Annotated in this window: 18 protein-coding genes and 1 tRNA gene; 8 read left to right on the top strand and 11 right to left on the bottom strand. The window is 60.0% G+C overall.

The window, feature by feature from the left end; all coding sequences use genetic code 11:
* Window positions 1-64: 64 nt before the first annotated feature.
* A complete protein-coding gene (locus BN3002_RS03580; RefSeq protein WP_058236625.1) occupies window positions 65-1,009 on the top strand; it encodes an aldo/keto reductase in 945 nt (314 codons plus the stop codon).
* Here BN3002_RS03580 and BN3002_RS03575 read toward each other — a convergent pair.
* From BN3002_RS03575 to BN3002_RS03560, 4 genes are read right to left on the bottom strand one after another with little or no spacing between them, the layout of a single operon-like run.
* Window positions 1,006-1,344 carry a hypothetical protein gene (locus BN3002_RS03575; protein WP_058236624.1) on the bottom strand — a complete coding sequence of 113 codons (339 nt, stop codon included), beginning with the start codon at window positions 1,342-1,344 and terminating at the stop codon, window positions 1,006-1,008. The genes BN3002_RS03580 and BN3002_RS03575 overlap by 4 nt on opposite strands.
* A gap of 42 nt (window positions 1,345-1,386) precedes the next feature.
* On the bottom strand, window positions 1,387-2,484 hold the full coding sequence (locus BN3002_RS03570) for an NAD(P)/FAD-dependent oxidoreductase (protein WP_058236623.1): 1,098 nt from the start codon (window positions 2,482-2,484) through the stop codon (window positions 1,387-1,389).
* Window positions 2,485-2,526: 42 nt separating this feature from the next.
* Complete coding sequence (locus BN3002_RS03565; protein ID WP_058236622.1) at window positions 2,527-3,603, bottom strand: GNAT family N-acetyltransferase; 1,077 nt, start codon at window positions 3,601-3,603, stop codon at window positions 2,527-2,529.
* Between the two features lie 24 nt (window positions 3,604-3,627).
* Window positions 3,628-4,401: a DsbA family oxidoreductase gene (locus tag BN3002_RS03560; RefSeq protein ID WP_227469308.1), complete on the bottom strand. Its 774-nt coding sequence runs from the start codon at window positions 4,399-4,401 to the stop codon at window positions 3,628-3,630.
* Window positions 4,402-4,470: 69 nt separating this feature from the next.
* Here BN3002_RS03560 and BN3002_RS03555 point away from each other — a divergent pair.
* The 3 genes from BN3002_RS03555 (at window position 4,471) to BN3002_RS03545 (ending at window position 6,697) form a co-directional block, all read left to right on the top strand.
* Window positions 4,471-4,556: transfer RNA gene (locus BN3002_RS03555), tRNA-Leu, on the top strand.
* A 69-nt stretch (window positions 4,557-4,625) separates the two neighbouring features.
* On the top strand, window positions 4,626-5,285 hold the full coding sequence (locus BN3002_RS03550; protein WP_058236621.1) for an HAD hydrolase-like protein: 660 nt from the start codon (window positions 4,626-4,628) through the stop codon (window positions 5,283-5,285).
* Window positions 5,282-6,697: an AI-2E family transporter gene (locus tag BN3002_RS03545; RefSeq protein WP_058236620.1), complete on the top strand. Its 1,416-nt coding sequence runs from the start codon at window positions 5,282-5,284 to the stop codon at window positions 6,695-6,697. Before BN3002_RS03550 ends, BN3002_RS03545 begins: the two co-directional genes overlap by 4 nt.
* On the opposite strand, the gene BN3002_RS03540 is transcribed toward BN3002_RS03545, so the two are convergent.
* The 5 genes from BN3002_RS03540 to imuA' are packed head-to-tail and all read right to left on the bottom strand — an operon-like array spanning window position 6,680 to window position 15,817.
* Complete coding sequence (locus tag BN3002_RS03540; protein WP_058236619.1) at window positions 6,680-9,853, bottom strand: error-prone DNA polymerase; 3,174 nt, start codon at window positions 9,851-9,853, stop codon at window positions 6,680-6,682. The genes BN3002_RS03545 and BN3002_RS03540 overlap by 18 nt on opposite strands.
* A gap of 41 nt (window positions 9,854-9,894) precedes the next feature.
* Window positions 9,895-13,056, bottom strand: a complete 3,162-nt coding sequence (locus BN3002_RS03535) for a DEAD/DEAH box helicase (RefSeq protein ID WP_058236618.1) — start codon at window positions 13,054-13,056, stop codon at window positions 9,895-9,897.
* A gap of 33 nt (window positions 13,057-13,089) precedes the next feature.
* Window positions 13,090-13,680 (bottom strand): thymidine kinase, encoded by a 591-nt coding sequence (locus tag BN3002_RS03530; protein WP_058236617.1) that lies wholly within the window; start codon window positions 13,678-13,680, stop codon window positions 13,090-13,092.
* Window positions 13,681-13,737: 57 nt separating this feature from the next.
* On the bottom strand, window positions 13,738-15,294 hold the full coding sequence (locus BN3002_RS03525; protein WP_058236616.1) for a DNA polymerase Y family protein: 1,557 nt from the start codon (window positions 15,292-15,294) through the stop codon (window positions 13,738-13,740).
* A 1-nt stretch (window position 15,295) separates the two neighbouring features.
* Window positions 15,296-15,817, bottom strand: coding sequence for a DnaE2-dependent mutagenesis accessory factor ImuA' (gene imuA' / locus BN3002_RS03520; RefSeq protein WP_058236615.1), 522 nt, complete (start codon window positions 15,815-15,817; stop codon window positions 15,296-15,298).
* A 130-nt stretch (window positions 15,818-15,947) separates the two neighbouring features.
* On the opposite strand from imuA', the gene BN3002_RS03515 reads away from it, so the two are divergent.
* Window positions 15,948-16,487 carry a YbhB/YbcL family Raf kinase inhibitor-like protein gene (locus tag BN3002_RS03515; RefSeq protein WP_257525469.1) on the top strand — a complete coding sequence of 180 codons (540 nt, stop codon included), beginning with the start codon at window positions 15,948-15,950 and terminating at the stop codon, window positions 16,485-16,487.
* A gap of 55 nt (window positions 16,488-16,542) precedes the next feature.
* A complete protein-coding gene (locus BN3002_RS03510) occupies window positions 16,543-17,004 on the top strand; it encodes a tRNA (cytidine(34)-2'-O)-methyltransferase (RefSeq protein ID WP_058236891.1) in 462 nt (153 codons plus the stop codon).
* Here BN3002_RS03510 and BN3002_RS03505 read toward each other — a convergent pair.
* A complete protein-coding gene (locus tag BN3002_RS03505) occupies window positions 17,001-17,486 on the bottom strand; it encodes a hypothetical protein (protein WP_058236613.1) in 486 nt (161 codons plus the stop codon). The two genes, BN3002_RS03510 and BN3002_RS03505, sit on opposite strands and share 4 nt — an antisense overlap.
* Window positions 17,487-17,702: 216 nt before the next feature.
* Between BN3002_RS03505 and lpdA the strand changes: the two genes are divergently transcribed.
* Together lpdA and sucB are read left to right on the top strand one after the other, a co-directional pair.
* Window positions 17,703-19,079, top strand: a complete 1,377-nt coding sequence (lpdA, locus tag BN3002_RS03500) for a dihydrolipoyl dehydrogenase (RefSeq protein WP_058236612.1) — start codon at window positions 17,703-17,705, stop codon at window positions 19,077-19,079.
* Between the two features lie 24 nt (window positions 19,080-19,103).
* Window positions 19,104-20,939, top strand: coding sequence for a 2-oxoglutarate dehydrogenase, E2 component, dihydrolipoamide succinyltransferase (gene sucB / locus BN3002_RS03495; protein WP_058236611.1), 1,836 nt, complete (start codon window positions 19,104-19,106; stop codon window positions 20,937-20,939).
* Here the strand turns inward: sucB and BN3002_RS03490 are convergent.
* Window positions 20,936-22,111: a protein kinase domain-containing protein gene (locus tag BN3002_RS03490; RefSeq protein WP_058236610.1), complete on the bottom strand. Its 1,176-nt coding sequence runs from the start codon at window positions 22,109-22,111 to the stop codon at window positions 20,936-20,938. The genes sucB and BN3002_RS03490 overlap by 4 nt on opposite strands.
* Window positions 22,112-22,195 lie beyond the last annotated feature (84 nt).

Here is a 22,195-nt window from a genome sequence, read left to right as displayed (position 1 = left end):
TGTACGGGCACCACGCCGATTCCCCTACCGCGCCACCCGGTCACCACCACACTACGGTTACAGTATGCGCACTCGTTTTTGCGGCCGTTCGGGCCTGAGCGTCTCTGATGTTGGACTCGGCACACTCACGTGGGGCCGCGACACCGATGAGCACGAAGCTGAAGACATGCTGCGCCATTTTGTCGATGCCGGTGGGAACCTGATCGAAATTGCACCAACGCACGGAGACGGCGCGGCGGTGGACGTCCTCGGGTCGCTCATCAGCACAGTCAGTCGCAATCAGCTCGTGATCGCACTTCGAGGGGGCGCACACCTGGATGCGTCCACTAAGTGGCGTGCCAGTGCGGCGCGCGGCGACATGCTCGCCAGTCTGGACGATGCGCTGGCCCGGTGGCACACCGATTTCGTTGACCTGTGGCTCGCGGAGTTCACGCCGCACATTCCGGTCGACGAAACACTGTCCGCGCTGGAGGTCGCCTGGCGTTCGGGTCGTGCGCGCTACGTAGGGATCGCTCACGCGTCGGCGTGGACGGCGGCATCAGCATCGACGAGGGCGGCCCTGGCGGGGATGCCTGTGGTTGCGTTGGAAGATGCCTGGTCACTGCTGGATCGCGGCCTCGAGTCTCAGGTGTTTGCACCGGCACGCTCAGCCGGGATGGGAATCCTGGCGCATTCGCCACTGGCGTGCGGCGTCCTGACCGGGAAGTATCGTCATGCCACTCCCCCAGATTCACGCGCCGCGTCACCGCACTTGCGTTATACCGTTGAACGCTACCTGGATCCTGCTTTGTCTGGCACGGTCAACGCCCTCGAACGCGCTGCTCAGGGGCTTGATCGCACGAGTATGGATGTGGCGTTGGCATGGGTGCGTGACGCTGAGGGTGTGGCAAGCGCGATCGTCGGTCCGCGCACGGTCCGACAGCTCGATCAGCTGCTCGAATGTCAGGATCCACTTCCTGAGCAGATCCGAACGGTACTCAGCGAAGTATCTGATCCGCGCGTAGATTAGTCGTCCTCGTCGTTATCGTCGTCCAGGTCGATCTGGTCGTACTCGTCATCGTCGAAGCCGTCGAAGCTGTCATCGTCATCATCTTCGTCTTCGCCGTCGTCCTCATAGTCGTCATCATCGTCGTCGTCATCATCTTCATCCAGAATGTCGAACGGCAGTTCAGCGTCGAATCGTGTGAAGAGAACGTCGTCGTAGGTGAAGAACGCATCACGGAGGCGTTCTTCTGCCTGCGAAATGACGGCATCCGACGCGGCTGTGCCGCCCTGGACGACATCAAAGTGGTGCTCAAATGCTGCGATGAGTAAGTTCAGCGCGTCGCGAGGATCTTGTGTCATGCTCCCAGCCTACCTGTTCACGCCTAAATTGACGTGCTCAATTCAGGGAAGATTCAGTTGCGAGCGGATAACGGAAACCATCAGATCAGTGCCCTTGATCTCCGCTGTCTGTTCTGCACCGAGGATACGCATATTCCCGTCTGCGTCGATCAGCTGCGATGCACCCATCGACGGCCCGAGCGGCAAGATGACCCACTCCTTGGTGGGTTGGTAGGAGATATCGGGCTCTCCGCCTTCCAGTTGATGCGTGATATTGGCAATGACAACTCGGGCTTGCTGACGTGCCGCATCTGCGCGCTTGGATTCACGCACGTCGGTGATATCACCAATGGCGTACACGTTGGAGTGTCCCTTGACCTGCAGCGTGGGATCAACACGAATTGTTCCGTTCGGGTGAAGTAGTTCTTCGTATTCCGTTCCCGCCAGGTATCCGGAGTTCGCTGTCGCGCCGTAGCACTGGAACCATATATCTGCCTCGATCTGGTCACCGTTATGCGTCTGAACACTGAAGCGTCCTAGCTGGCCGGCCTGAATCGGCGGCAAATATGCCAGCGGGGAGCCTGTCACCACGCGCACACCCAGTTCGTCGAGCTGTTCCGTGATCGCGTCGCGAAGCTCCTGCGTGTAGCCGGGCGTGGACAGAATGGAGTCACCGGATTCAACCAGAATGATCTCCAGATCAGGGAACGCGCTGGCCAACTCACCTGTCATCTCAATGCCGACGGTGCCTCCGCCTACCAACATGACCGAGCCGGCCGATGTCAGTGCGTCGTGGAGCTGTTCAAGGCGCGCTTTCGCCACAGTCGCTTTCGAGGAGGAGTACTTTGCGGGGAACGGATACGTTGATCCACTTGCCAGGATCACGTAGTCCGCTTCGATGGGGTCGTGTCCAAAGACATGCACCGTCGTCCCCGTCACTGACGAGACGACGCCCTGGATCACCTGCCCATTCTTCAGCAGGTTCGAGTACGGCATGAAAATGGCGTGCTCCCACACCTCGTCGACTGCTGCCCGAAGTGCGGCCGCGTGGTGAACGAATTGGTCCTTCTGCTCAATGAGGATCACGTCAGCGACTGGATCCAGTCCTTTCGCGACGGTGACACCACCGTACCCACCGCCGACAACTACCACTTTGGTCACAGTTGATCTCCTTCGTTGATGATGATGCCATCATCTCACGTGTCAGTCGTCCAGGTGGAGCACGCGAGCAATATTGGGTGGGAAAAAGTTCGGTCCCTTCAGAACTTTTCCGTCCTCACGACGCTTCACCGACCCATCCGGCATGAGTTTGGACAGGTTCGATGCCTGAACTTCTTCCAGGACCGCATCCAGGTCGATGCCTGATTCCAGTGCCATCCCGTAGATGACGTAGACCAGGTCGGCCAAAGCGTCAGCGGTCTCGACGATATCCGAGGTGGCATGATCGCCTTCAGCTGCCTGCTGATAGGCCTGCTCGATGAGTGTCCTCGCGTCAGGTCCCCACATGGCTCCAATCAGTTCGCTGAATTCCTCAGCGATCAGGCTCATGCGCATCATGACACGGTCGTAGTCCAGTGTGGGTTCCCCGCCGTCTGCCACACGGTTGGGCATGTGGTAGGTCGAGTGGAACTCGCTGACCAGTTCCTGGGGGCTACGCGTGCTGCGGCCCGGTGTGTGCGAGGTGCCACTGTGCCGCCCCATCACCGGTGCGGGTGCAGCCGGCCCGTCCCACGGTGCAGCAGGCTCCATCGTGTCATCTGGTTCAAGGAATGCTTCCCAGATTTCTTCACCCTTGTCGTTTTCGACTTGCCGCCCTCGTTTGCCTGCGTGGAAGCCCAGTCGCCACGCCACGCGCCACGATGGCCAGTTGCCGACCCGTGAGCGCCACACGAGGCGCGGCGCGTTCAGCGTATCGAATGCGACGCGCGCAGCCAGGATAAGTGCTTCGGTAGCGTAGCCTGATCCACGGCTGTCGGCGCCTACCCAGTAGCCCACATCGAGCGTCCCGTCCTCGGATTGAATCCGCATCGACAGGGTGCCCACGAGCGTGTTGGTGGCCACGGTGCGGATCGCCCAGTGTGGTTCGTTCTTCTCCCAGCCAGCGTTCGCGACTTTTTCAACGAATTCCCTGGCCTGGTCACGCGAATATGGCGAGGGAACCGTCGTCCACTGCATGATGGCAGGGTCCTGGCACAGACGGTAGATATCGTTGGCATCGTCACAAGCTAGTGGCACCAGGGAGATGCGCGCGCCGGTGACCGTGAAGGGAGCGAGCGACATTGAATCCTCCTTTGGATGATCGCTTCAGGCTTCAGCGTGAGTGTGTTCCCACGCGGTCGCCAGCATAGTCCCCAAGGCCTGCGCATTCTGTGCGCCCTGGATCACAAACTTCTGATCGATGAGCATGGTGGGAACCGACTCAACACCCATTTCAACGGCGATCTGGTAGTCGGAAACTACATCTGCTGCTCGCTGCTCATCAGCGAGGGCGGCCACCACATCTTCTGCTGACATACCGACTCGCTTCGCACACTGAATCAACACCTCCGGATCGGAGACGTCCTGACCCATTTCGAAGTGGGCACGATCAAGCGCTTCAGCCAGAGCAAGCTGAGTGGTATTCGCACCTGTCAGCGTGTCGTGCGCAAGGTCGTGTTCGTAGGCTGCGGCGAGGAGCCGGTGTGCGTTCGAGGTGGGCGCCACCACCATCGTTTCGAAGTTGAAGGTGATGTCCTCAGCCATCCCCAACTCAGTGAATTGAGCCAGGCTCTTGTCTGCATCTTCTTCTGACATTCCACGATGTGCTGTCAGGTATTCGCTTTGAGATAGCTCCAACGGTTCTGCTAAGTCAGGGTCAAGGAAGTAGGCGTGAAGTCGAATCTCAACCTCGTCAGCATGCTCGAATGAGCCCAGGGCCGTGCGCAGGTGGTGAAGACCCAGATAGCACCACGGGCATGCCACGTCAGACCAAATGTCGATGTGCATGTTGGCAACTGTCTCATAACTTTGCTCGATTGTCAGGGTGCCCGGGCCTTTGTCACCTAACTCATGAGCAAATGTGACGTGTCGCTCGTTCATATTGGACGTTTCGATTTGCCGACAGGTACCATTGTCGTGTTAAAGTTCTATCCGCTCTCATTGAGCGTTGCGCGGGTGGCGGAATAGGCAGACGCGCTAGCTTGAGGTGCTAGTCCTCGCTTTAGAGGGTGGGGGTTCAAGTCCCCCTCCGCGCACAATGAGCAGAATGGTCGCGACACCTTGCGGTGTCGCGATTATTTTTAACTCTGCTCTACAGTAGAGACGTGGAAACTTCTCGCTGGACCTGTGTACTTTTCGACGTGGACGGCACAATTGTCGATTCGGCAAGTGTCGTTATCGACTCGTTCCAACGCACACTTGCACACTTGAACTATCCGTCTCGTTCACGCGATGAGCTGGGGAAATACGTCGGCCCACCGTTGTGGGACTCCTTCATGGATCTGGGGATGGATGCTGAGCAGGCTGACAATGCTGCCACCATCTACCGTCACTACTATCGTGAACTGTTCCTTCAGCCAGAACCGTATCCCGGCATTGGACAGCTTCTGGAAGATTTGCATGCCGCCGGATACGCCTTGGCTACGGCTACCTCAAAACAGGAATACATGGCGCGCGACCAGATGGTTCATCTGGGTTTTGATCGCTTCATCGATGTCATTGCGGGAGCCATCCCAGATCCCGCCTATTCGAAAGCTCATGTGATCCGCGATGCACTGAAGCGCCTGGAGGAAAAAGGCCTCGACATTTCTCGCCCCGTCGTGGTAGGTGACCGTTCATGGGACGTGGAAGGTGCTCTGGAAGTCGGTCTGCCGGCGATCGGGGCAGGCTGGGGCTATTCGCATCCTGGCGAGTTCGATCAGGCACTGGCAGTTGCCCACGATGCCGACGAACTGCGCCAGCTGCTGATGGGAGATCACTCATGACTGATTCATCACGCACCTCAAAGTTCGGCAATCTGAAGCAGAACCTGAGCCGGTTCGTACGTTCTCCGCACGTCACTCAGGTGCCGGCCACGACGCGCACATCCACGCCGGCGCACCCTGCCTCATATCACACACCCCGACGGCGACGCGTCTCCTCACCTCCGACCAAGCATTCGCGGGCCAATACTGCCGTGAAGCGACCTGAGCTTCCTGACTGGCTGCGTAAATCCGGCCTGGCAGCGTGGGCCCTGATCGGCATCATGATCATCGTCGCCGCCGTCGTCTATGCTCTGGCACGCGTCACCCCGGTCTTCATCGCTGTTTTCGTCGCACTGGTGGTCACTGCGATTCTCAATCCCGTGGTCAATTTCCTTTCGCGCTTCATTCCGCGTGGCCTGTCAGTGGTTCTGACATTGCTGGGATTCTTCGGCATCTTCGCAGGTTTGATGGCATTGGTCGTCAACTCCGTGATGGGACAGTGGACGAGGCTGGCCAATCAGTTCTCACGCGGTCTGGATGTGATCTCCGATTTCCTGTCCTCCCTGCCATTCGACATCAAGGTCACGCCGCAGGATGTGTCCGCATGGATGAACGACATGATCGCCAAAGGCCAGCAATACGTCCAGCAAAACTGGAGCAGGCTGGCATCCGACCTCCTGTCAAATGTCTCAGCCGCTGCCATCACGTTCACAATCGCCGCACTGGGCTTGTTCATCACGATCTTCTTCCTGCTGTCGGGAGAAAAAATGTGGCGCTGGTTCCTGGATGTCACACCGGCACGCAGGCGTGAGCCTATCCATCGCGCAGCTCTGGCAGGATGGGACACTTTCTCGGGCTACGCGCGCGGCACGATGATCGTGGCCGCGACCGATGGTCTGTTGGCAGGGATCTTCCTGCAGATCCTGGGCGTACCGGTTGCGCCCGCATTGGGCGTCCTGGTGTTCATTGGTGCCTTCATTCCCCTGATTGGTGCGCCCGCAGCGATGATCATTGCGATGATCGTGGCTGCTGCAAGCGGCGGTTTGATGCAGGCCGCCATCGTTGGCCTCGGCATCGCCGGCATCGGCCAGCTCGAAGGTCACGTCCTCCAGCCCCTCATCATGGGCAAGCAGGTGTCTTTGCACCCGGTGGTTGTCGGTGTCGGCGTCACCGTCGGTACACTCACGGCCGGCCTGCTGGGTGCCGTCATCGCGATCCCGATTATCGGCGTGATCTGGTCTGTCTTCTCTGAACTGTATGAGCGTGATGCACCGATCGAAGATCCGTTGCCTGAACGCCGCAATGCGCCCGACGTTGAGGAAGAGCACGAGAACAAGATCGGCACCAGAATTGTGCGTTTTTTCCGCAACCGCGGCGACGGCGAATCCGAGGCTGACGGCCAGAAAACCGAGGCTTCAGCGGAAGTCTCGTGATCGGACGCGCATCGGCATGTGCAGCTCTTTGAGCGAATGTGCCCGGATCATGACGACACCCTCGCCTCTTTCGACAGTGCCACTGACGATCAGCGCCTGCGCTGTCGTGGCGGTGGTGCGATAACGCGTCCACAGTCCCGGTGAGCACACAATGTTGGCAAACCCGCTTTCGTCTTCTAAAGACACGAAAATCAGGCCGCGCGCTGTGTGGGGACGTTGGCGGTGCGTGACAATACCAGCGACTGACGCGATGGACCCATCGTCACCTTTCTCCATCAGGTCACGCGCTTTCACGACGCCGCGATCATCAAGGAATGAGCGGATCAGGGCCAGCGGATGTTCTGCCACGGTCAGGCCGGTGGCCTGATAGTCGGCGCGCATCTGGTCAACATCGCTCATCTGCGGCAGGTTCCCTGGCGTCGTGCCCACCTCGATACCGGGAATATACGGCTGATACGCGTGTTCTTCTGCCACTCGCTCGGCACCCCACAGTGCGTCTCTTCTGCTGATTGCCAGCGAATCGAAAGCACCGGCTCGCGCGCATGCTTCCACCTGGCGCTCGGTGAGGTGAGCACGCTGCGCCACGTCACTCATACTGGAAAACGGACCGTCAGCTCGCGCATCGACGATGCGGTGGGCACCCTCCCCCAGTCCGCGTATCGATTCCAGCCCGATCCGAATCATGGCATCGTCATCCATGTCCAGTTCAACGCGTTCGTTTGCACATCGCTCAACAGCCGGGTCGTAGGGCTGGACGCATGCGGATACGTCAGAAAACTGCACATCGGCCCGAGCAACTGCTACGCCGTGACGCCGCGCGTCGTGGATCAGGCTATCCGGAGAATAAAACCCCATAGGCTGACTGGACAGGATACCTGCGTAGAAGAACTCCGGGTAGTGCACTTTCAGCCAGGCTGACGCGTAGACGATGTGAGCGAAGGAAAAGGAGTGCGACTCAGGAAAACCGAACGATGCGAAGCCTCGGAGTTGATCAAAAATCCTGTGTGCGCATTGCTCAGAGATTCCGCGTTGACGCATTCCTTCCATCAGCGGAGGTTTGAGCATGTCCATCTGTTTGAGTGAACGCTTCGACCCCATCGCCTTGCGCAAGCGGTCAGCTTGCGCCGCGGTGAAACCTGCCGCATCCTGCGCGATGCGCATGAGCTGTTCTTGAAACAGCGGAACACCCAGAGTCTTTTCCAACGCAGGCTTGAGCAGCGGGTGCAGATACGTCACCGCTTCTGCGCCCTGTCTTCGACGCAGATACGGATTCACTGCCTGCCCCTGGATGGGGCCAGGTCTGATCAGCGCCACCTCCACCACAATGTCGTAGAAGCAGCGCGGCCGAAGGCGTGGCAATGTATTCATCTGCGCGCGCGACTCCACCTGAAACACTCCCACCGTGTCAGCTGCGCACAGCAGGTCGTAGACACGTGGATCCTCTTCTGTCAGATTATGCAGTCCCAGCGCGCGCCCGTTCCTGCCGGTAATGCCGCGCTCCCCCAGCCAGTCGAATGCCCGGCGAATGGCGGTGAGCATTCCTAATCCCAGCAAGTCGAATTTCACCAGTCCGGCATCAGCGCAGTCGTCCTTGTCCCACTGGAGAACGGAACGGCCCTCCATGGCTCCCCACTGCACGGGGCAGATATGACTGACCGGTGTGCGTGTGAGCACCATTCCTCCGGTGTGGATTCCCATGTGACGCGGAAGGTCGGACATTTTCTGTGCGATTCGAGTGACCTGATCAGGGGGCGGGTCGCCCTCGCTCTTGCTCCACTTCGTCGCAACACCGGCGGCATATCCGCATGCGCGAGCAGCATCATGGATCGCTGAGCGGTGCCTGTAGGTGATGACGGTGGCAACCTGTGCGGCGCGTTCACGCCCATAGTGCTCGTAGACATGTTGGATGACTTCTTCGCGCCGCCCTGCCTCGATGTCGACATCGATATCAGGAGGGCCGGAACGTCCAGGCGACAAGAAGCGTTCAAAAAGCATTGAGTGACGCACCGCGTCAACCGCAGTGATGCCGAGGGCGAAACATACGGCTGAATTGGCGGCTGATCCTCGTCCCTGGCACAGGATGTTGCGGGAGGCACAAAAGTCAACGATTTCTTTGACGATCAGGAAATATCCCGGAAAATCCATGCGTTCGATGATGGACAGTTCGTGGTCAATCACCTCCCACGCATGGGGGTTGTCTGCCCGCGTTCCGTAACGTTCGAGGGCGCCCTGTTCAGTCAGATGACGCAACCATGTCGCGGACGTAAATCCCTCGGGCACCTTCGTTTCAGGCAGTTGGGGGGCAACGAGGCGCAGGTCAAAACTTGCGTGAGATCCGATGTCAGCCGCCATGCGAACAGCATCCGGGTAGTCGTGGTACATCAGCAGCATTTCTTCTGCGCTGCGCAGGAAGGAGCGAAAAGCCGGCAGATGCGGTTCAGCTTCTTCCAGTGACATTCCCAGTCGGGTGGCAGCCAGGACATCACCGAGGGGCCCGGATGCCGGGGTGGCACATCGCGCGGCCGTTGTGGCAACCAGCGGCACGTGGGCACCTGTGGCCAATTCACTGAGTGCACGCAGAGTCTCAGGTGGCTCCGTGGGGCTCAGCGCGCTTTCGACGGCGACGCGGTCACGTCCAAAGATACTGATCAGGCGTGTCAGCATGGAGCGGGCGGCCGGCATGCCACCCGCCCGCAGCGCTCGACGCAGCGGGCCACGCGACGTGCCGGTGAGCACTATCCACTCCCCTGCACCCAGTTCGTCCAGCATGTGTATCGGCGTGCGCCGACCTGGATGAGAAAGGGTGTGCCGACTCATTGCCGCACACAGCTGCGTGTATCCACACGGATTCGTGGCGATGATGGGAAGACGGATGCCGGGTTCTTCGGCTCCGGGAATCAATCCCCATCCAGGCTGGGCTGAAAATTGCTGCGGATCCAGGGTCAGTTCCGCCCCGCACACAATCGGCAGTCCGCGCGCTCGACCGGCAGTGGCCATCTGTATTGCAGAATACATACCATCGACATCCAGTACCGCGAGCGCCTCCAGGTTCAGCGCGCAGGCAGCATCGACCATCTCACTGGGCGTATTGGCGCCGTCGAGGAATGTGAATGCGCAGTGAGCATGTAATTCCGCGTAACGAGCAGGTTCGACCACTCCACCATTATATCGAACATCTGTTCGATTCTGTAGCGGTCTTATCCGTCGATCAGCGCACGCAGGTCAGCCACGTTAAGGCGCGTCCACTGCCCCGCGTCCTTCTGATCAACAGCCGCATCAACCAGGGATGTCACAAGTTCACGTTTGCGTTCCTGCAGTTCGACGACTTTATGTTCAATGGTGTCGAGGGCGACCAGACGGTACACACTGACAGGACGTTCCTGCCCGATGCGGTGCGCACGATCCACTGCCTGTTCTTCCACGGCCGGGTTCCACCATGGATCCATGACGAACACGTAGTCCGCTTCCGTCAATGTCAGTCCTGTCCCCCCAGCCTTCAGGGAGATGAGGAACACGTCAGCGTCCCCCTCGCGAAACTGTTGAATCACTGAGCGGCGATTGCGGGTTGAACCGTCGAGCTGGACACAGGAAATGGAGCGCCGCTTCAGCTCCTCCCGGATTCGTGCCAGGTAGGACGTGAACTGGCTGAACACCAGAGCCTTGTGACCTGCAGGCAGAATCTGCGTCAAGTGGTCCACCAGCACGTCGATCTTTGCCGACCCAATACCTTGGTAGTGTTCATCGACCAATGCCGGGTCAAGGGCCAGCTGGCGCAGTCGCGTCAGCGCGGCCAGAATGTCGATGCGGTGCCGTGAAGCGTCGTCAAGCAGATCGAGCAATTGGACGCGTATGCGCGTCAGATACTGGTCGTAGATCTGGCGGTGTTCAACTCCCAGCTCCACACCGACGGTTGTTTCAGTCTTGGCGGGAAGATCAGGTGCCACTGCTTCCTTGGTGCGTCGCATGATGAACGGTCGGATCGCTGCGCTCAACGCTGCGGCGGCGTTCACGTCCCCCTCGTCAATGGGCCGCAAGATACGTGTGCTGAACGTTTTCCAGCCGGGCAACAAGCCGGGAGCAACCAGGGCTGCGAGCGCCCACAGATCCGCTGCGGAATTTTCCACGGGTGTACCGGTCACTGCGAGTGTCCACGGCCGGGACAGCTGCATGAGCAGGCGGTGGATGACAGTGCGCGGATTCTTCACGTGCTGCGCTTCGTCGATCACCAGGCCGCCCCATTCGCGCGCTGCCCATTGGTCTGATTCCAGGCGCGCAATGGTGTATGTGGTGACGACGATGTCGGCATCGCGGATGGCACTGTCAAGTGATTCGTCGCGACGTTTGGAGGTTGACGTAATGTCGACGACTCGCAGCTCGGGTAGGAAGCGTTCGGCCTGTTCAACCCATGTGCCGACGACGGAGGTCGGTGCCACCACCAAAACTGGCGGCTCGGTGCCACCAGCGCGTTGCGACGCGATCGAGGCGAGGATTTGCAGGGTCTTGCCCAGGCCCATATCGTCAGCGACAATGCCGCCCAATCCGTTGTGAATGTGGGAGGTGATCCACTGATGACCGTCGACCTGGTAGGGCCGAAGATCCGCATTAAGGGTGTCAGGCAGCGGCAACGGATCGCGCGCACCTCGGGCAGTAAGCACGTCGATAGCGCGGCGCAGGGAGTTGGGCACGGTGAGCGAGTCCGTCAGGTCGTCGAATTCTTCCCACAGCCCCACATGCATGCTCGATAGCTGCAGGTCAGATTCAGTGAAGCTGCCGCCCAGTTCCTGCGCGTTGTGGAGCAGGGCGCGCAGCCTGTTGATACGAGCGCTGTCGAGGGCGACCCACGTCCCCTCAACCAGCATATGATCGCGTCCATCGGCAAGTGCGGTGAGGACATCAGATAGGGCGACATCACTGTCACCGATGCGGATGCGTATATGGACATCAAACCAGTCGGTGGATGAGGACGGTTCAGCGTCCGTGTGGATCGTCAGTTCCTCATTGCTGATGCTCAGTGCCCGCACATCAGGGTCCACGTCCCATTGCAGAGCGTCGGCGGTCACCTCGTCGAGGGTGGCAAGCAGTTCCGGGGCTTTCCAGGCGGGCATACGGGTGGGTGTGCCGACGGTCAAGGGCGCGCCGGTGGGAAGCGAGATCTGGCCGATTGCAGACTGTACGCTGCGTGCCAGGTGCGTGACATCGGGGTCTGTACTGTCGTAGGCGGTGCGCACATGAGAGGTGCCGACAGCTTGATCGACCCACCAGCGCATCACGACGTGTTCGATGTGATCCATACTGACGCGTCCGACGATGCTTGTCTTAACTGAAACGTCTGCGCTCACTGAGTCGTCACTGGACATGACCGGGTTGGTGCCGCTTAGCCGAGGAAGCCACTGGGCATGGAATTCGGCCGCGTCTTCAGCCGGAATGATCAGCGGTGAGGCACCTTCGAACGCGTCGAGCAGATGCGCTCCTGAACGAATATGTGCGACTGTGCGCCCGGCGTTGAAGAATGCCAGCTGCGTGGCTGCGCTGATGCGAACTCGGGCGGCGATGCGCGCACCGTCGGTGAGCACGGGTTTGATGAGAATGTCGCCTGTTTCGCCAGTGCGAGTGGTGTCGAGACTGACGTGCCAGGGAGTCGGGTCGACGCTCAGTGGTGTGAGCGGGTCGAGGTCAACGAACATGTCAAGGCCGGCTCGCGTAGCTGCCTCAATCCACGGCCCTGCCTGCACGCCCAGCGATTCCAGTGTGACGTCATTTGGTGAGCGGTACGTTCCATCTGAACGTGAGTGGCGGTAGGCCTGCCTGATCAGCGCGACGTGTGTGGGGTTGAGTCCATCTGTGACCGATTCCCACTGCGTGGCGGTCAGGTCCTGCCACGTTGCACGCTTCGTGGTCCACGCGCTGTGCATTCCAGGGCGCAGCGGTGTCAGTGCAATAGGTTCACGAGGGTTATGCGTATCAACCAGTAACGCCAGTGGCTGACCCTCCATCGCCGTGGTGCCGGAAAGGGTGCGCAGCCTGTCACGCCATGTGGGGCCCTCCTCCGATTCTGCGGGCACGGAGCGCACGGCAAGTAAGGCTGCCACACTGTGCGGACAGTCACGTCCGATCGCGCACGCGCAGCTCAGATCCAGGTGTACAGGGGCGCCGTCACGCAGGCTCACCCATGTGCGGTAGGTCAGTCCGGGGCCTTTGACGCGGCACTGGGCTTCGCGTTCCGACGTGAGGTCGGTGTCCAGGACGTCGCCTCGGGTAAAGAACGCCAACCCTTTTGCCCACGTTGCCGGGCCTACGCGCATCATGATGTCGTCGTCACTGAGGTGGTGAACATACGTCACGATGTCGCGTGGAGCCATCTTTCCAGTTTATGACGCCGCGCGCGCAGATGCTCAGTCTCCCAGCTTCCCGCCTGATTCACGCAGGTAGCAGCGTGCGCACAGTGATTCATATCCTGAGTCGACACCGTCGATCGCGACCTGTCCGCCGTCAAAGATGAAGGAGCCATTGACGATGCGGCCGTTGAAGACTGCTTTCTTTCCGCATCGGCAAATCGTTTTGAGTTCTTCGAGGCTGTGCGAGATTTCCAGGAGGCGGCGAGCACCGGGAAATGCGTTGGTCCGGAAATCGGTGCGAATGCCGTAAGCCAGGACGGGGATGCCATCCATGACGGCTACCCGCAGGAAATCGTCAACCTGACGTGGGGTGAGAAATTGCGCTTCGTCCACCAGGATGGCAGAGGTGGAAGCCATGCGGCCGGTTGCCTCGAGCGCTTCAAAGACGTCATCGGTGGAGTCCAGAAGGACATCAACGGTGCGCGTTACTCCCAGACGGGACACCACTGTGTCGTTGCCGCGCACGTCGACGCGCGGTTTGATCACCAGAACATGCTGGCCACGTTCTTCGTAGTTGTAGGCAACCTGAAGCAGTGCGGTTGATTTGCCTGAGTTCATCGCTCCGTATCGGAAGTACAGTTTCGCCACAGCTTCCCTTTCCTCGTCGACCGTGTCCTCCTGAGCCTGATGGTACCCGAGCTCGTTTTATTCAAAGAAACCTTCGATCCACCATCTGCCTGACTGAAAGCTCAGCAGGACGTCGCTTCCGTCCCGACTTGCAATGACATAGACACGTGCCGAACGTTCTGTTGTCTGTTCCTCCCACCAGCGCCCTTGGACAACCCAGATGCCCTGCACCTGCACGATGGAGATCTGTTCCCTGGCGCGCACGATATGTGTGGGCGGTGCGCTGAGGCATCCGCGTTCAGTCACCACGACAGGAGTCAGCCCGGCGTGCACCTCAACCTGCTCGGGTTTGTCCAGCATCACTGTGGGCGCGCGCAGCAGAGCACCGTCCCATTCTCCTTCGCTCCTGACGGGCTCTTGTCCCGGGCTTCCCCACGGGGAAGAGTGCACACGCGACCGTGGATCGAATCCTCCCTGCATACATACCGCGCGCACTCCCTCGGTGCCGACCACTGACTGCACCCGCAAAGCGGCCCGTTCAGCGCGTCGACTGCTCTCCGGCCCTGCCCACAGCTGGTCCGGCATTACTGTGTCGTACAGGTCGCAGGCCACCACCTGCATCGTGCTCAACCCACCGGCATCGCCATCGTCATGTGGAAGCAGGCGGTCAAGCCAGCCGCGTAATTGCCAGCGCAGACGATCAACAACTTCACTGGGGTCCAGGCAGTTCACCCCACACCATGTGCGCTCACAGTCCTGTCCTGTTGTCGTCGCGACGCGGATACTCAGCGCGTGCGCGTTGACACCCTGGCTCCACAGTTTCTGCCGCAGATTTTCCGCCACTGCTCGAAGCTGCAAGGCAACCATGTCAAGACTGGTCACTGGGTCATCGAATGTGCGTTCCACGTTCACCGCTGAGGTGGTGCGTGCACGCGGCGCAATAAACAGGTCACCCCCGCTGGCCAGGCTCCACAGGTCCTCCCCTGAGCGCCCGAATCGTGACAGCAGCGCCTTCTTGCCGACACGCAGCACATCAGCGCACGTTGTCACCCCCAGGTCCTCAAGCACCTCGATCGCATGATGTGCGTCCTGTGTGCGTTGACACGGCACGATGCGTGGGATATGCGCCAGCGGTATTTCACTCACATACTGTTCGGCACAGGTGGCGGGAACGATCTCATCAGAACGGGCGGCCCATATTGCTGTCAGTATCCCCGTCGCAATCCCCACGTGGCATTCGACCCCGCATTCCTCAACGATCGTTTCAGTCAGTTTTTGTGCGAGTTTTTCTTCCGATCCAACCCACCGCGCCGGGCCTGCAGCAGGCGCCCACGCCAGTCCTGGCCGCAGGCACGTCACATGTGCGGCCACCCGGTCGCATGCATCGAGCACATGTTCGAATGCGGCATTTTGCTCAAGCGGATCATCTGGGTAGATCAGTGCGTCGGGGCACAGATACTGCGCAGTCGTCAAGAGCATCGACGTGCGCACACCTGCGCGGCGCGCAGCCAGTGTCGCAGCCTGCACGCGACCATTTGACGCAATAATGGCTCGCCCTCCTGGCGGCGTGTTAACTGCAAGTGACTGGGTAGGCCAGTCGGGAACCCACACCACCACGCGTCTGCTGGCCGCCATCTCAGACCGCCTGCTTCGTTGGAGCCACCAGACTTGCAGCCAGCGGACGCGAAAGACCGATCCACGGGTAGGCAGTGACGATCCGTATCCCGCGTGTGCGCGCTCTGCCTGCCAGTTGGCGCTGTTCGCGCACGGTCAGTTCGACCCGCCCCACTGCAACGACATCCACGCCGTCGATCAGGGTACTCAGGATCTGGGCAGCACAGCGATCCGGGTGCGGCACATCGATGACGCGTTCGAGTTCAAGTCCCATGTTCGATGCCGCTTCCCACCCCATATTCGCCACGCCGACAAATGCGCACCACGCTCCGTGCGGTGCCAGGTCAATAACGGCGCGGATCAGGTGAGCCGCAGAGGGCTCAACGTGAAAAATACTGCCCACCGGAGCCTCGGCGTCGTGAGCACGTGAGTTCAGATGGCGTTGGATGTCATACTCGTCGCGATGACGCACGCCAGTTTCTTCTTCCGCCTGAGCAAGCGCTGCGCGTGCGCGCTCCAGTCGTTCGCGTGCACTCAGTGCCATTCCCCCTCCTTTCGAACAGATGTTCGATATCATAGGGCACTCCCCCGGCATCTGGAGCCCATCCGCCAGTCGCCCTCGAAAACCACGCACAGCACGACTATGGTGGATATCACAAACGAAAGGAGCAATGGTGAACCTCAACGATCGCCCGACAGCCCCCGATCCCTACGATCTCCTGCCTGTTGACGCTACTTTTCCCGTGACTTCCAACGACATTGTTGACAACCAGACTCTTCCCGCCATCCACAGCGCCGAGGGAGGAAACGTCTCACCCCATCTGGCGTGGAGCGGCTTCCCCGAGCAGACCCGCTCATTCGTCGTCACATGTTTCGATCCGGACGCCCCCACACCGTCAGGTTGGTGGCACTGGATAATCGTGGACATTCCTGCCACGCAGACCGAACTTCCACAAGGTGCCGGATCCTCCGACCTTGACCTTGACGGCGCCGCTTTCCATATTCGCGCAGACCACGGCGACCATTCGTACTACGGAGCCGCCCCGCCGCCTGGAGATCGCCCGCACCGCTACATTTTTGCCGTTCACGCACTGGACGTCGAAACCCTCGAGGTGGACGAGGACGCCTCGGCCGCCCAGGTTGCCTTCGCAACCATGTTCCACACGATTGCACGAGGGAGACTGACGGCAGTCTTTGCCACGCCTCAGGAGTAAAAGATCACGACGCGCCATGTCGCTGTCAGCGCCCGACAGGGGCAAGATTGAACACGTGTTACATGTGATCTTTTATGAACCGCGCATCCCGGGCAATACGGGAGCCGCCATCCGGCTTTCCGCATGCACCGGATCGATGCTGCATCTGGTTGAGCCACTGTGCTTCGACATGGATGACGCGAAACTGCGTCGCGCCGGCCTGGATTATCACGACTTGGCGCACGTGAAGGTTCACCCCAACCTCGACGATGCACTGGCCGGCATTCCCGGAAAGATCTGGGCATTTACCGGACACACAACCACGATGTACACCGATGTGTCCTACAGCGACGGCGACGGGTTGATGTTTGGCCCCGAACCGACCGGTCTGCCTGAGGACGTGATGGATGATCCGCGTGTGACGTCGCGGGTCCGTATCCACATGTGCGAGGGGATCCGGTCACTCAACCTGGCGAACTCGGCTGCTATCGGCCTGTATGAGGCCTGGCGTCAGATCGGATTCCCGCACTCGTGCTAACTGCGGCGCCTCGGCTGGCGTTCGATCTGTTCGGCAAGTTCCACGATACGACGCGGATTTGACCACCACAGCCACACCAGTCCGACGACTGCCAGCAGCAGCGGCAGATAATAGTATTCCGCGCCGAAACGACTCCACGGGGATCGCTCGGATGTGGGCTCGTTGATTCCCCAGAACGACAGTCCGACGATCAGTGGGCCGACCGTCTGAGTGATGACACTGGCCCATCCGACCATGCGCATGCGGCGCCCGTTATGAGTCAACGCCGCTGCTGCAACGAGGTACAGCAGTGAGGCGACCAGGGCGAGCGCATAGGGCCCCAGCGGTTCCTCGCCCCGACTTGTCAGGCTACGAATCGACACGACCGTTGTCCATGCACCGAAAAGCCAGTACGCGGCAGGAACAAGGCGGCCCAAGCCCCATGACGGGCCGCGATCATCTGCCACGCTTTCTGCTGGCTGTGGTGCCGGCGTAACACCCATGGACAGTGTCTCCTTTCAGCAATGGCGGTACTGTCGCATATGACATAGTACGGCCCAGAAGCGACAAAACGGCCGTTCTTGGCGCGATGGCGCCAGATATGGGATGGCGCACCAAAAGTTCCCACGTACAAGTCAGAAAAAAACCGCTGCAAGTGGGACAATAGACCCAGTTGGTCCATGACGGTCCACACGAGTCCAACTTTGAGGAGTGAATAAGTGAGCGAGCCCGATTACGACATCGTCATCTTAGGAGCAGGATCCGGCGGATATGCCGCTGCCTTACGAGGCGCCCAATTAGGACTGAAAGTTGCACTGATCGAGGGAGACAAAGTCGGGGGCACATGCCTGCACCGCGGCTGCATTCCAACGAAAGCCTATTTGCATGCCGCTGAGATCGTCGACACGGTCAAGGAATCCGAGCACTTCGGTGTGAAGTCCTCCTTCGAAGGCGTGGACATGCCACAGCTGATGAAGTACCGCGACTCTGTCATCAAGAAGCTTTACAAGGGCCTGCAGGGACTGATTTCCCAGCGAAAGATCGACGTGATCGAGGGATGGGGCCGTCTGACCTCCCCCACCACGATTGACGTTGACGGTCGCACCGTGACGGGAAAGAACATCGTCCTTGCGACGGGGTCATACTCGCGTTCAATCCCCGGTCTCGAGATCGGTGGCCGTATTATCGCCTCTGAGCAGGCGCTGCAGATGGAATGGGTGCCCGAATCCGTGGTCGTCCTGGGCGGCGGTGTGATCGGCCTGGAGTTTGCCTCCGTGTGGTGTTCACTGGGTGCTCAGGTCACGATCATCGAGGCACTGCCGCACCTGGCCAATAACGAAGATGAAGCGGTCTCAAAGCAGCTGGAGCGCCAGTTCCGCAAGCGCGGCATCAAGTTCCACACGAATACGCGTTTTGCCGGTGCCACGCAGGATGATTCCGGCGTTCACGTCACGACCGAAAACGGTAAGGAAATTGACGCCGACATTCTGCTGGTCGCAGTCGGACGCGGTCCTGTTACCAACGACTTGGGTTACGAAGAGGCCGGCATCACGATGGATCGTGGTTTCGTAATTACCGACGAGCGTCTGCGCACCGGCGTGGGCAACGTCTACGCTGTGGGCGACATCGTCCCCGGATTGCAGCTGGCTCACCGTGGCTTCCTGCAGGGAATTTTTGTCGCCGAGGAGATCGCGGGGCTCAATCCTCAGGTCATCGATGAGACAGGAATTCCGCGCGTCACCTTCTGTGAACCGGAGATCGCTTCTGTTGGTCTGACTGAAAAGCAGGCTCGTGAAAAGTACGGTGACGATGCCGTTCACACAGTCGAATACAACTTGGCTGGCAATGGCAAATCAAATATCTTGAATACCAGTGGTTTCGTCAAGCTGATCAACGTCCAGGATGGCCCGATCGTCGGGTTCCATGCTGTGGGTGACCGTATGGGTGAACAGATCGGTGAAGGCGAACTTATGGTGAATTGGGAAGCGTATCCGGAGGATCTGGCCGCGCTGATTCACACTCACCCCACCCAAAACGAAGCAATTGGTGAAGCAGCTCTGGCCCTTGCCGGCAAACCTCTTCACTCCCACAACTGAGTCACGCATAAAGGAGATTGAACGATGGCGACAGCAGTGAAGATGCCCGCTCTGGGCGAGTCCGTCACTGAAGGAACAGTGACAACGTGGCTCAAGCAGGTGGGCGACAAGATTGAAGCTGACGAACCGATTGTGGAAGTGTCCACCGATAAGGTCGACTCTGAAGTTCCCTCCCCCGCCAGCGGCGTTCTGCTCAAGATCCTGGTTGAAGAAGACGAAACCGTTGAGGTCGGAACCGAGATCGCCCTGATTGGCGAGGAAGGTGAAGAGGCTTCAGCGGACGAGGCAGGCGACGAGGGCGACCAGAGCGCCGATGAATCACAGGAAGCTGCCTCCGAGGAATCTGAACCAGAGCCGGAAGCCGAATCCAGGCAGGCCCCTGCCTCGGGCGGCGGTAACACCACCGAGGTCACCATGCCCGCCTTGGGCGAATCAGTCACTGAAGGCACGGTGACAACCTGGCTCAAGCAGGTCGGTGACGAGGTCGAAGCAGATGAGCCGCTTCTGGAAGTGTCCACTGACAAGGTCGACTCTGAAGTTCCCTCCCCCGCATCCGGTTACCTGGTGGAAATCCGGGTGGAAGAAGACGAAACGGTGGAGGTCGGCACCGTGGTGGCCGTGATCTCCGATCAGGCCGGCGGCGCAGCATCTGACCAGTCGGCGGAAAAGAAGACGGCAGATGCTGTCGCACCCGATGAGCCGTCGGAAGATACATCGGCTCCATCCCCATCGGCCGAGCCGCCCGCACCTCGTCAGGCGCCTCCGGCACCCCCTGCGCCACCCGCACCGCCTGCACCCCCGGCTCCTCCGATGCCGCATCAGCCAGGCGATTCGGATAAGAAGGAATTCGAGACGCCTGAAACGCTGGCGCCGAAAGCTACCGAGTCCGGCACGAAGGTTGCGGACCAGCCTGAACAGTCCGTTGCTTCTGGTCAGTACGTCACACCGATCGTGCGCAAGCTGGCACGTGAGGCCGGCATCGACCTGTCCACCGTGACTGGCACGGGTGTTGGTGGCCGTATTCGCCGCGAAGACGTCGAAAAAGCCATTGAGTCCTCCTCGTCGAAGGCAGCGCCGGCCGCATCTGGTGGGGCTCCTGCACCGCAGTCATCCGATGAGCCGATCGTCTTCGAGCCGTCTGAACTTCGTGGAAAGACTGAGAAGATGACGCGTCTGCGCCAGACGATCGCAAAGCGCATGATCGAGTCTTTGCAGACAGCTGCTCAGCTGACCACAGTGGTCGAAGTGGATGTCACCCGTATTGCTGCCCTGCGCGCAGCCTCCAAGGCTCCGTTCCAGGAAAAGCACAATACGAAGCTGACGTTCCTGCCTTTCTTCGTCAAGGCCGCTACCGAAGCCCTCGTTGCGCACCCGAAGATCAACGCAACGATCGACGACAAGAAGGTGACGTACCACGATCACGAGCACATCGGCATTGCCGTGGACACCGAGCGCGGGCTGCTGGTTCCGGTCATCAAGGATGCAGGAAGCAAGTCACTTCCTGAAATTGCAGCCTCGATCAATGACCTGGCCAAGCGCACACGCGATGGCAGCGCAGGTGTCGATGACCTGAGCGGATCCACCTTCACGATTACCAACACGGGATCGGGTGGAGCACTCTTCGACACTCCGGTTCTCAACATGCCGGAAACCGCAATTCTGGGCGTCGGAACGATCGTGAAACGCCCTGTGGTTGTCAAGGACGCGATGGGCAATGATTCAATCAGCATCCGCTCGATGGTGTACCTGGCCCTGTCGTACGATCACCGTTTGGTCGACGGCGGCGACGCGGCCCGCTACCTGATGGACGTCAAGCGTCGTCTGGAGCAGGGAGCATTCCAGGCAGATCTGGGTCTCTAGAAATCCTCACCAGGCGGGGGTGCGCTCGAGTTACTCGGCGCATCCCCGCTTGCTATGTCGTGAACACTCAGCGGATGTCCGCCCAGTGTCAGTTCCACGTTGTGTTCAGGCTGGGTGCCGACGCTGCGACACAGTCCAGCCTCGCAGCGCTGGTGGCTGGCCTGCTGAATGCGGGTGCTGACCGTCACCATCTGCCCGTCGCAGCGAACCGTCACATCGCCCACAACGGCTGTCGACAGATTCTTCAATTCCACACCGTCTGCGACCAGATTCTCTATCAGTGCCTGGTCCGACTCCAGCAACACACCACTGGTTGCATACGTCAGCCCGTCGACATCGCGATTCATCAATGCGCTGTCACGTGAGCGCAGCACATCGGTGATGACGTCACGGGCTTCATCACTGCTCGGGCACGCTGATACCGCGCCCGATTCGGAGACGCTCTGTTCAGCATCGCTGCGCACTGCATGCCCGATCACCCATGCGCCGACTCCGAACGCCATACACGCTGCAAAACCGACTTTTGCGTGAGAAGACCGAGGTCGCTTATGCCGTGCCGGCGCGTTCTCATGCTGTGTGAGCTCCGTGTTCGCCGCGCGACGCAGCACCTCCCCTAATTCGTCGCCCACACTGCCAGGGCCGCTGAGCTTGCGTTCAATACGCGCAACGCTGTCCCAGTCGCCCTCGACTGTGCCCTCACCATCGGACCATCCTTCAGTGCCGATGATGCCTTCGGGACCATCGATAATGTCAATGAGGACCGCCTGATAGTCGGGGCGCACCACGATATTGGATGGAGACAGGTCGCCGTGCACGATGCCGTGCTCGTGGAGCGCCTCCACACCGCGCCGGATGGACGCGCTGATGCGCTCGCGCACCTGCCTGCGACGAAGTGAGGGGGTCCCGATCAGCGTGTCGAGTGTGCGACCGGTGACGTACTCCATCACAACGGCACACCGTCCATCGTCATGGCGCGCCACGTCGTGGAGCCGTACCACGTTGTCACAGTCAATCTGCGCCCAGGCGCGCCACCGTGACTCCAGGCGCTGCGCATCGTCAGCTGACCGCAGTGCCAGCAGGCCAGCGCTCCCATCGCGAGTCAGTGTGTGCCACATGGGGCCGGCATGGCTCATCGAGGCCAATGACCGCAACTCGTAGGAATTGATATCCATGCCCCTACTGTGACGGGCCTTCCCCTATGACACAATACGCAATCGCAATCTGTGGATGGCGCATGGATACACGCTAGAATGACA

This window comes from Actinomyces ihuae, from assembly GCF_001457875.1.
In the GTDB taxonomy this organism is placed as follows: domain Bacteria; phylum Actinomycetota; class Actinomycetes; order Actinomycetales; family Actinomycetaceae; genus Pauljensenia; species Pauljensenia radingae_A.
This window is presented reverse-complemented; position numbering and strand designations above follow the sequence as displayed.

What these genes read in the sequence shown, in the direction of transcription:
- BN3002_RS03580 (WP_058236625.1), top strand. Translation starts at nt 65, where the DNA reads ATGCGCACTCGTTTTTGCGGCCGTTCGGGCCTGAGCGTCTCTGATGTT.
- BN3002_RS03575 (WP_058236624.1), bottom strand. Translation starts at nt 1,344, where the DNA reads ATGACACAAGATCCTCGCGACGCGCTGAACTTACTCATCGCAGCATTT.
- BN3002_RS03565 (WP_058236622.1), bottom strand. Translation starts at nt 3,603, where the DNA reads ATGTCGCTCGCTCCCTTCACGGTCACCGGCGCGCGCATCTCCCTGGTG.
- BN3002_RS03560 (WP_227469308.1), bottom strand. Translation starts at nt 4,401, where the DNA reads ATGAACGAGCGACACGTCACATTTGCTCATGAGTTAGGTGACAAAGGC.
- BN3002_RS03545 (WP_058236620.1), top strand. Translation starts at nt 5,282, where the DNA reads ATGACTGATTCATCACGCACCTCAAAGTTCGGCAATCTGAAGCAGAAC.
- BN3002_RS03535 (WP_058236618.1), bottom strand. Translation starts at nt 13,056, where the DNA reads ATGGCTCCACGCGACATCGTGACGTATGTTCACCACCTCAGTGACGAC.
- BN3002_RS03525 (WP_058236616.1), bottom strand. Translation starts at nt 15,294, where the DNA reads ATGGCGGCCAGCAGACGCGTGGTGGTGTGGGTTCCCGACTGGCCTACC.
- imuA' (WP_058236615.1), bottom strand. Translation starts at nt 15,817, where the DNA reads ATGGCACTGAGTGCACGCGAACGACTGGAGCGCGCACGCGCAGCGCTT.
- BN3002_RS03505 (WP_058236613.1), bottom strand. Translation starts at nt 17,486, where the DNA reads ATGGGTGTTACGCCGGCACCACAGCCAGCAGAAAGCGTGGCAGATGAT.
- sucB (WP_058236611.1), top strand. Translation starts at nt 19,104, where the DNA reads ATGGCGACAGCAGTGAAGATGCCCGCTCTGGGCGAGTCCGTCACTGAA.
- BN3002_RS03490 (WP_058236610.1), bottom strand. Translation starts at nt 22,111, where the DNA reads ATGGATATCAATTCCTACGAGTTGCGGTCATTGGCCTCGATGAGCCAT.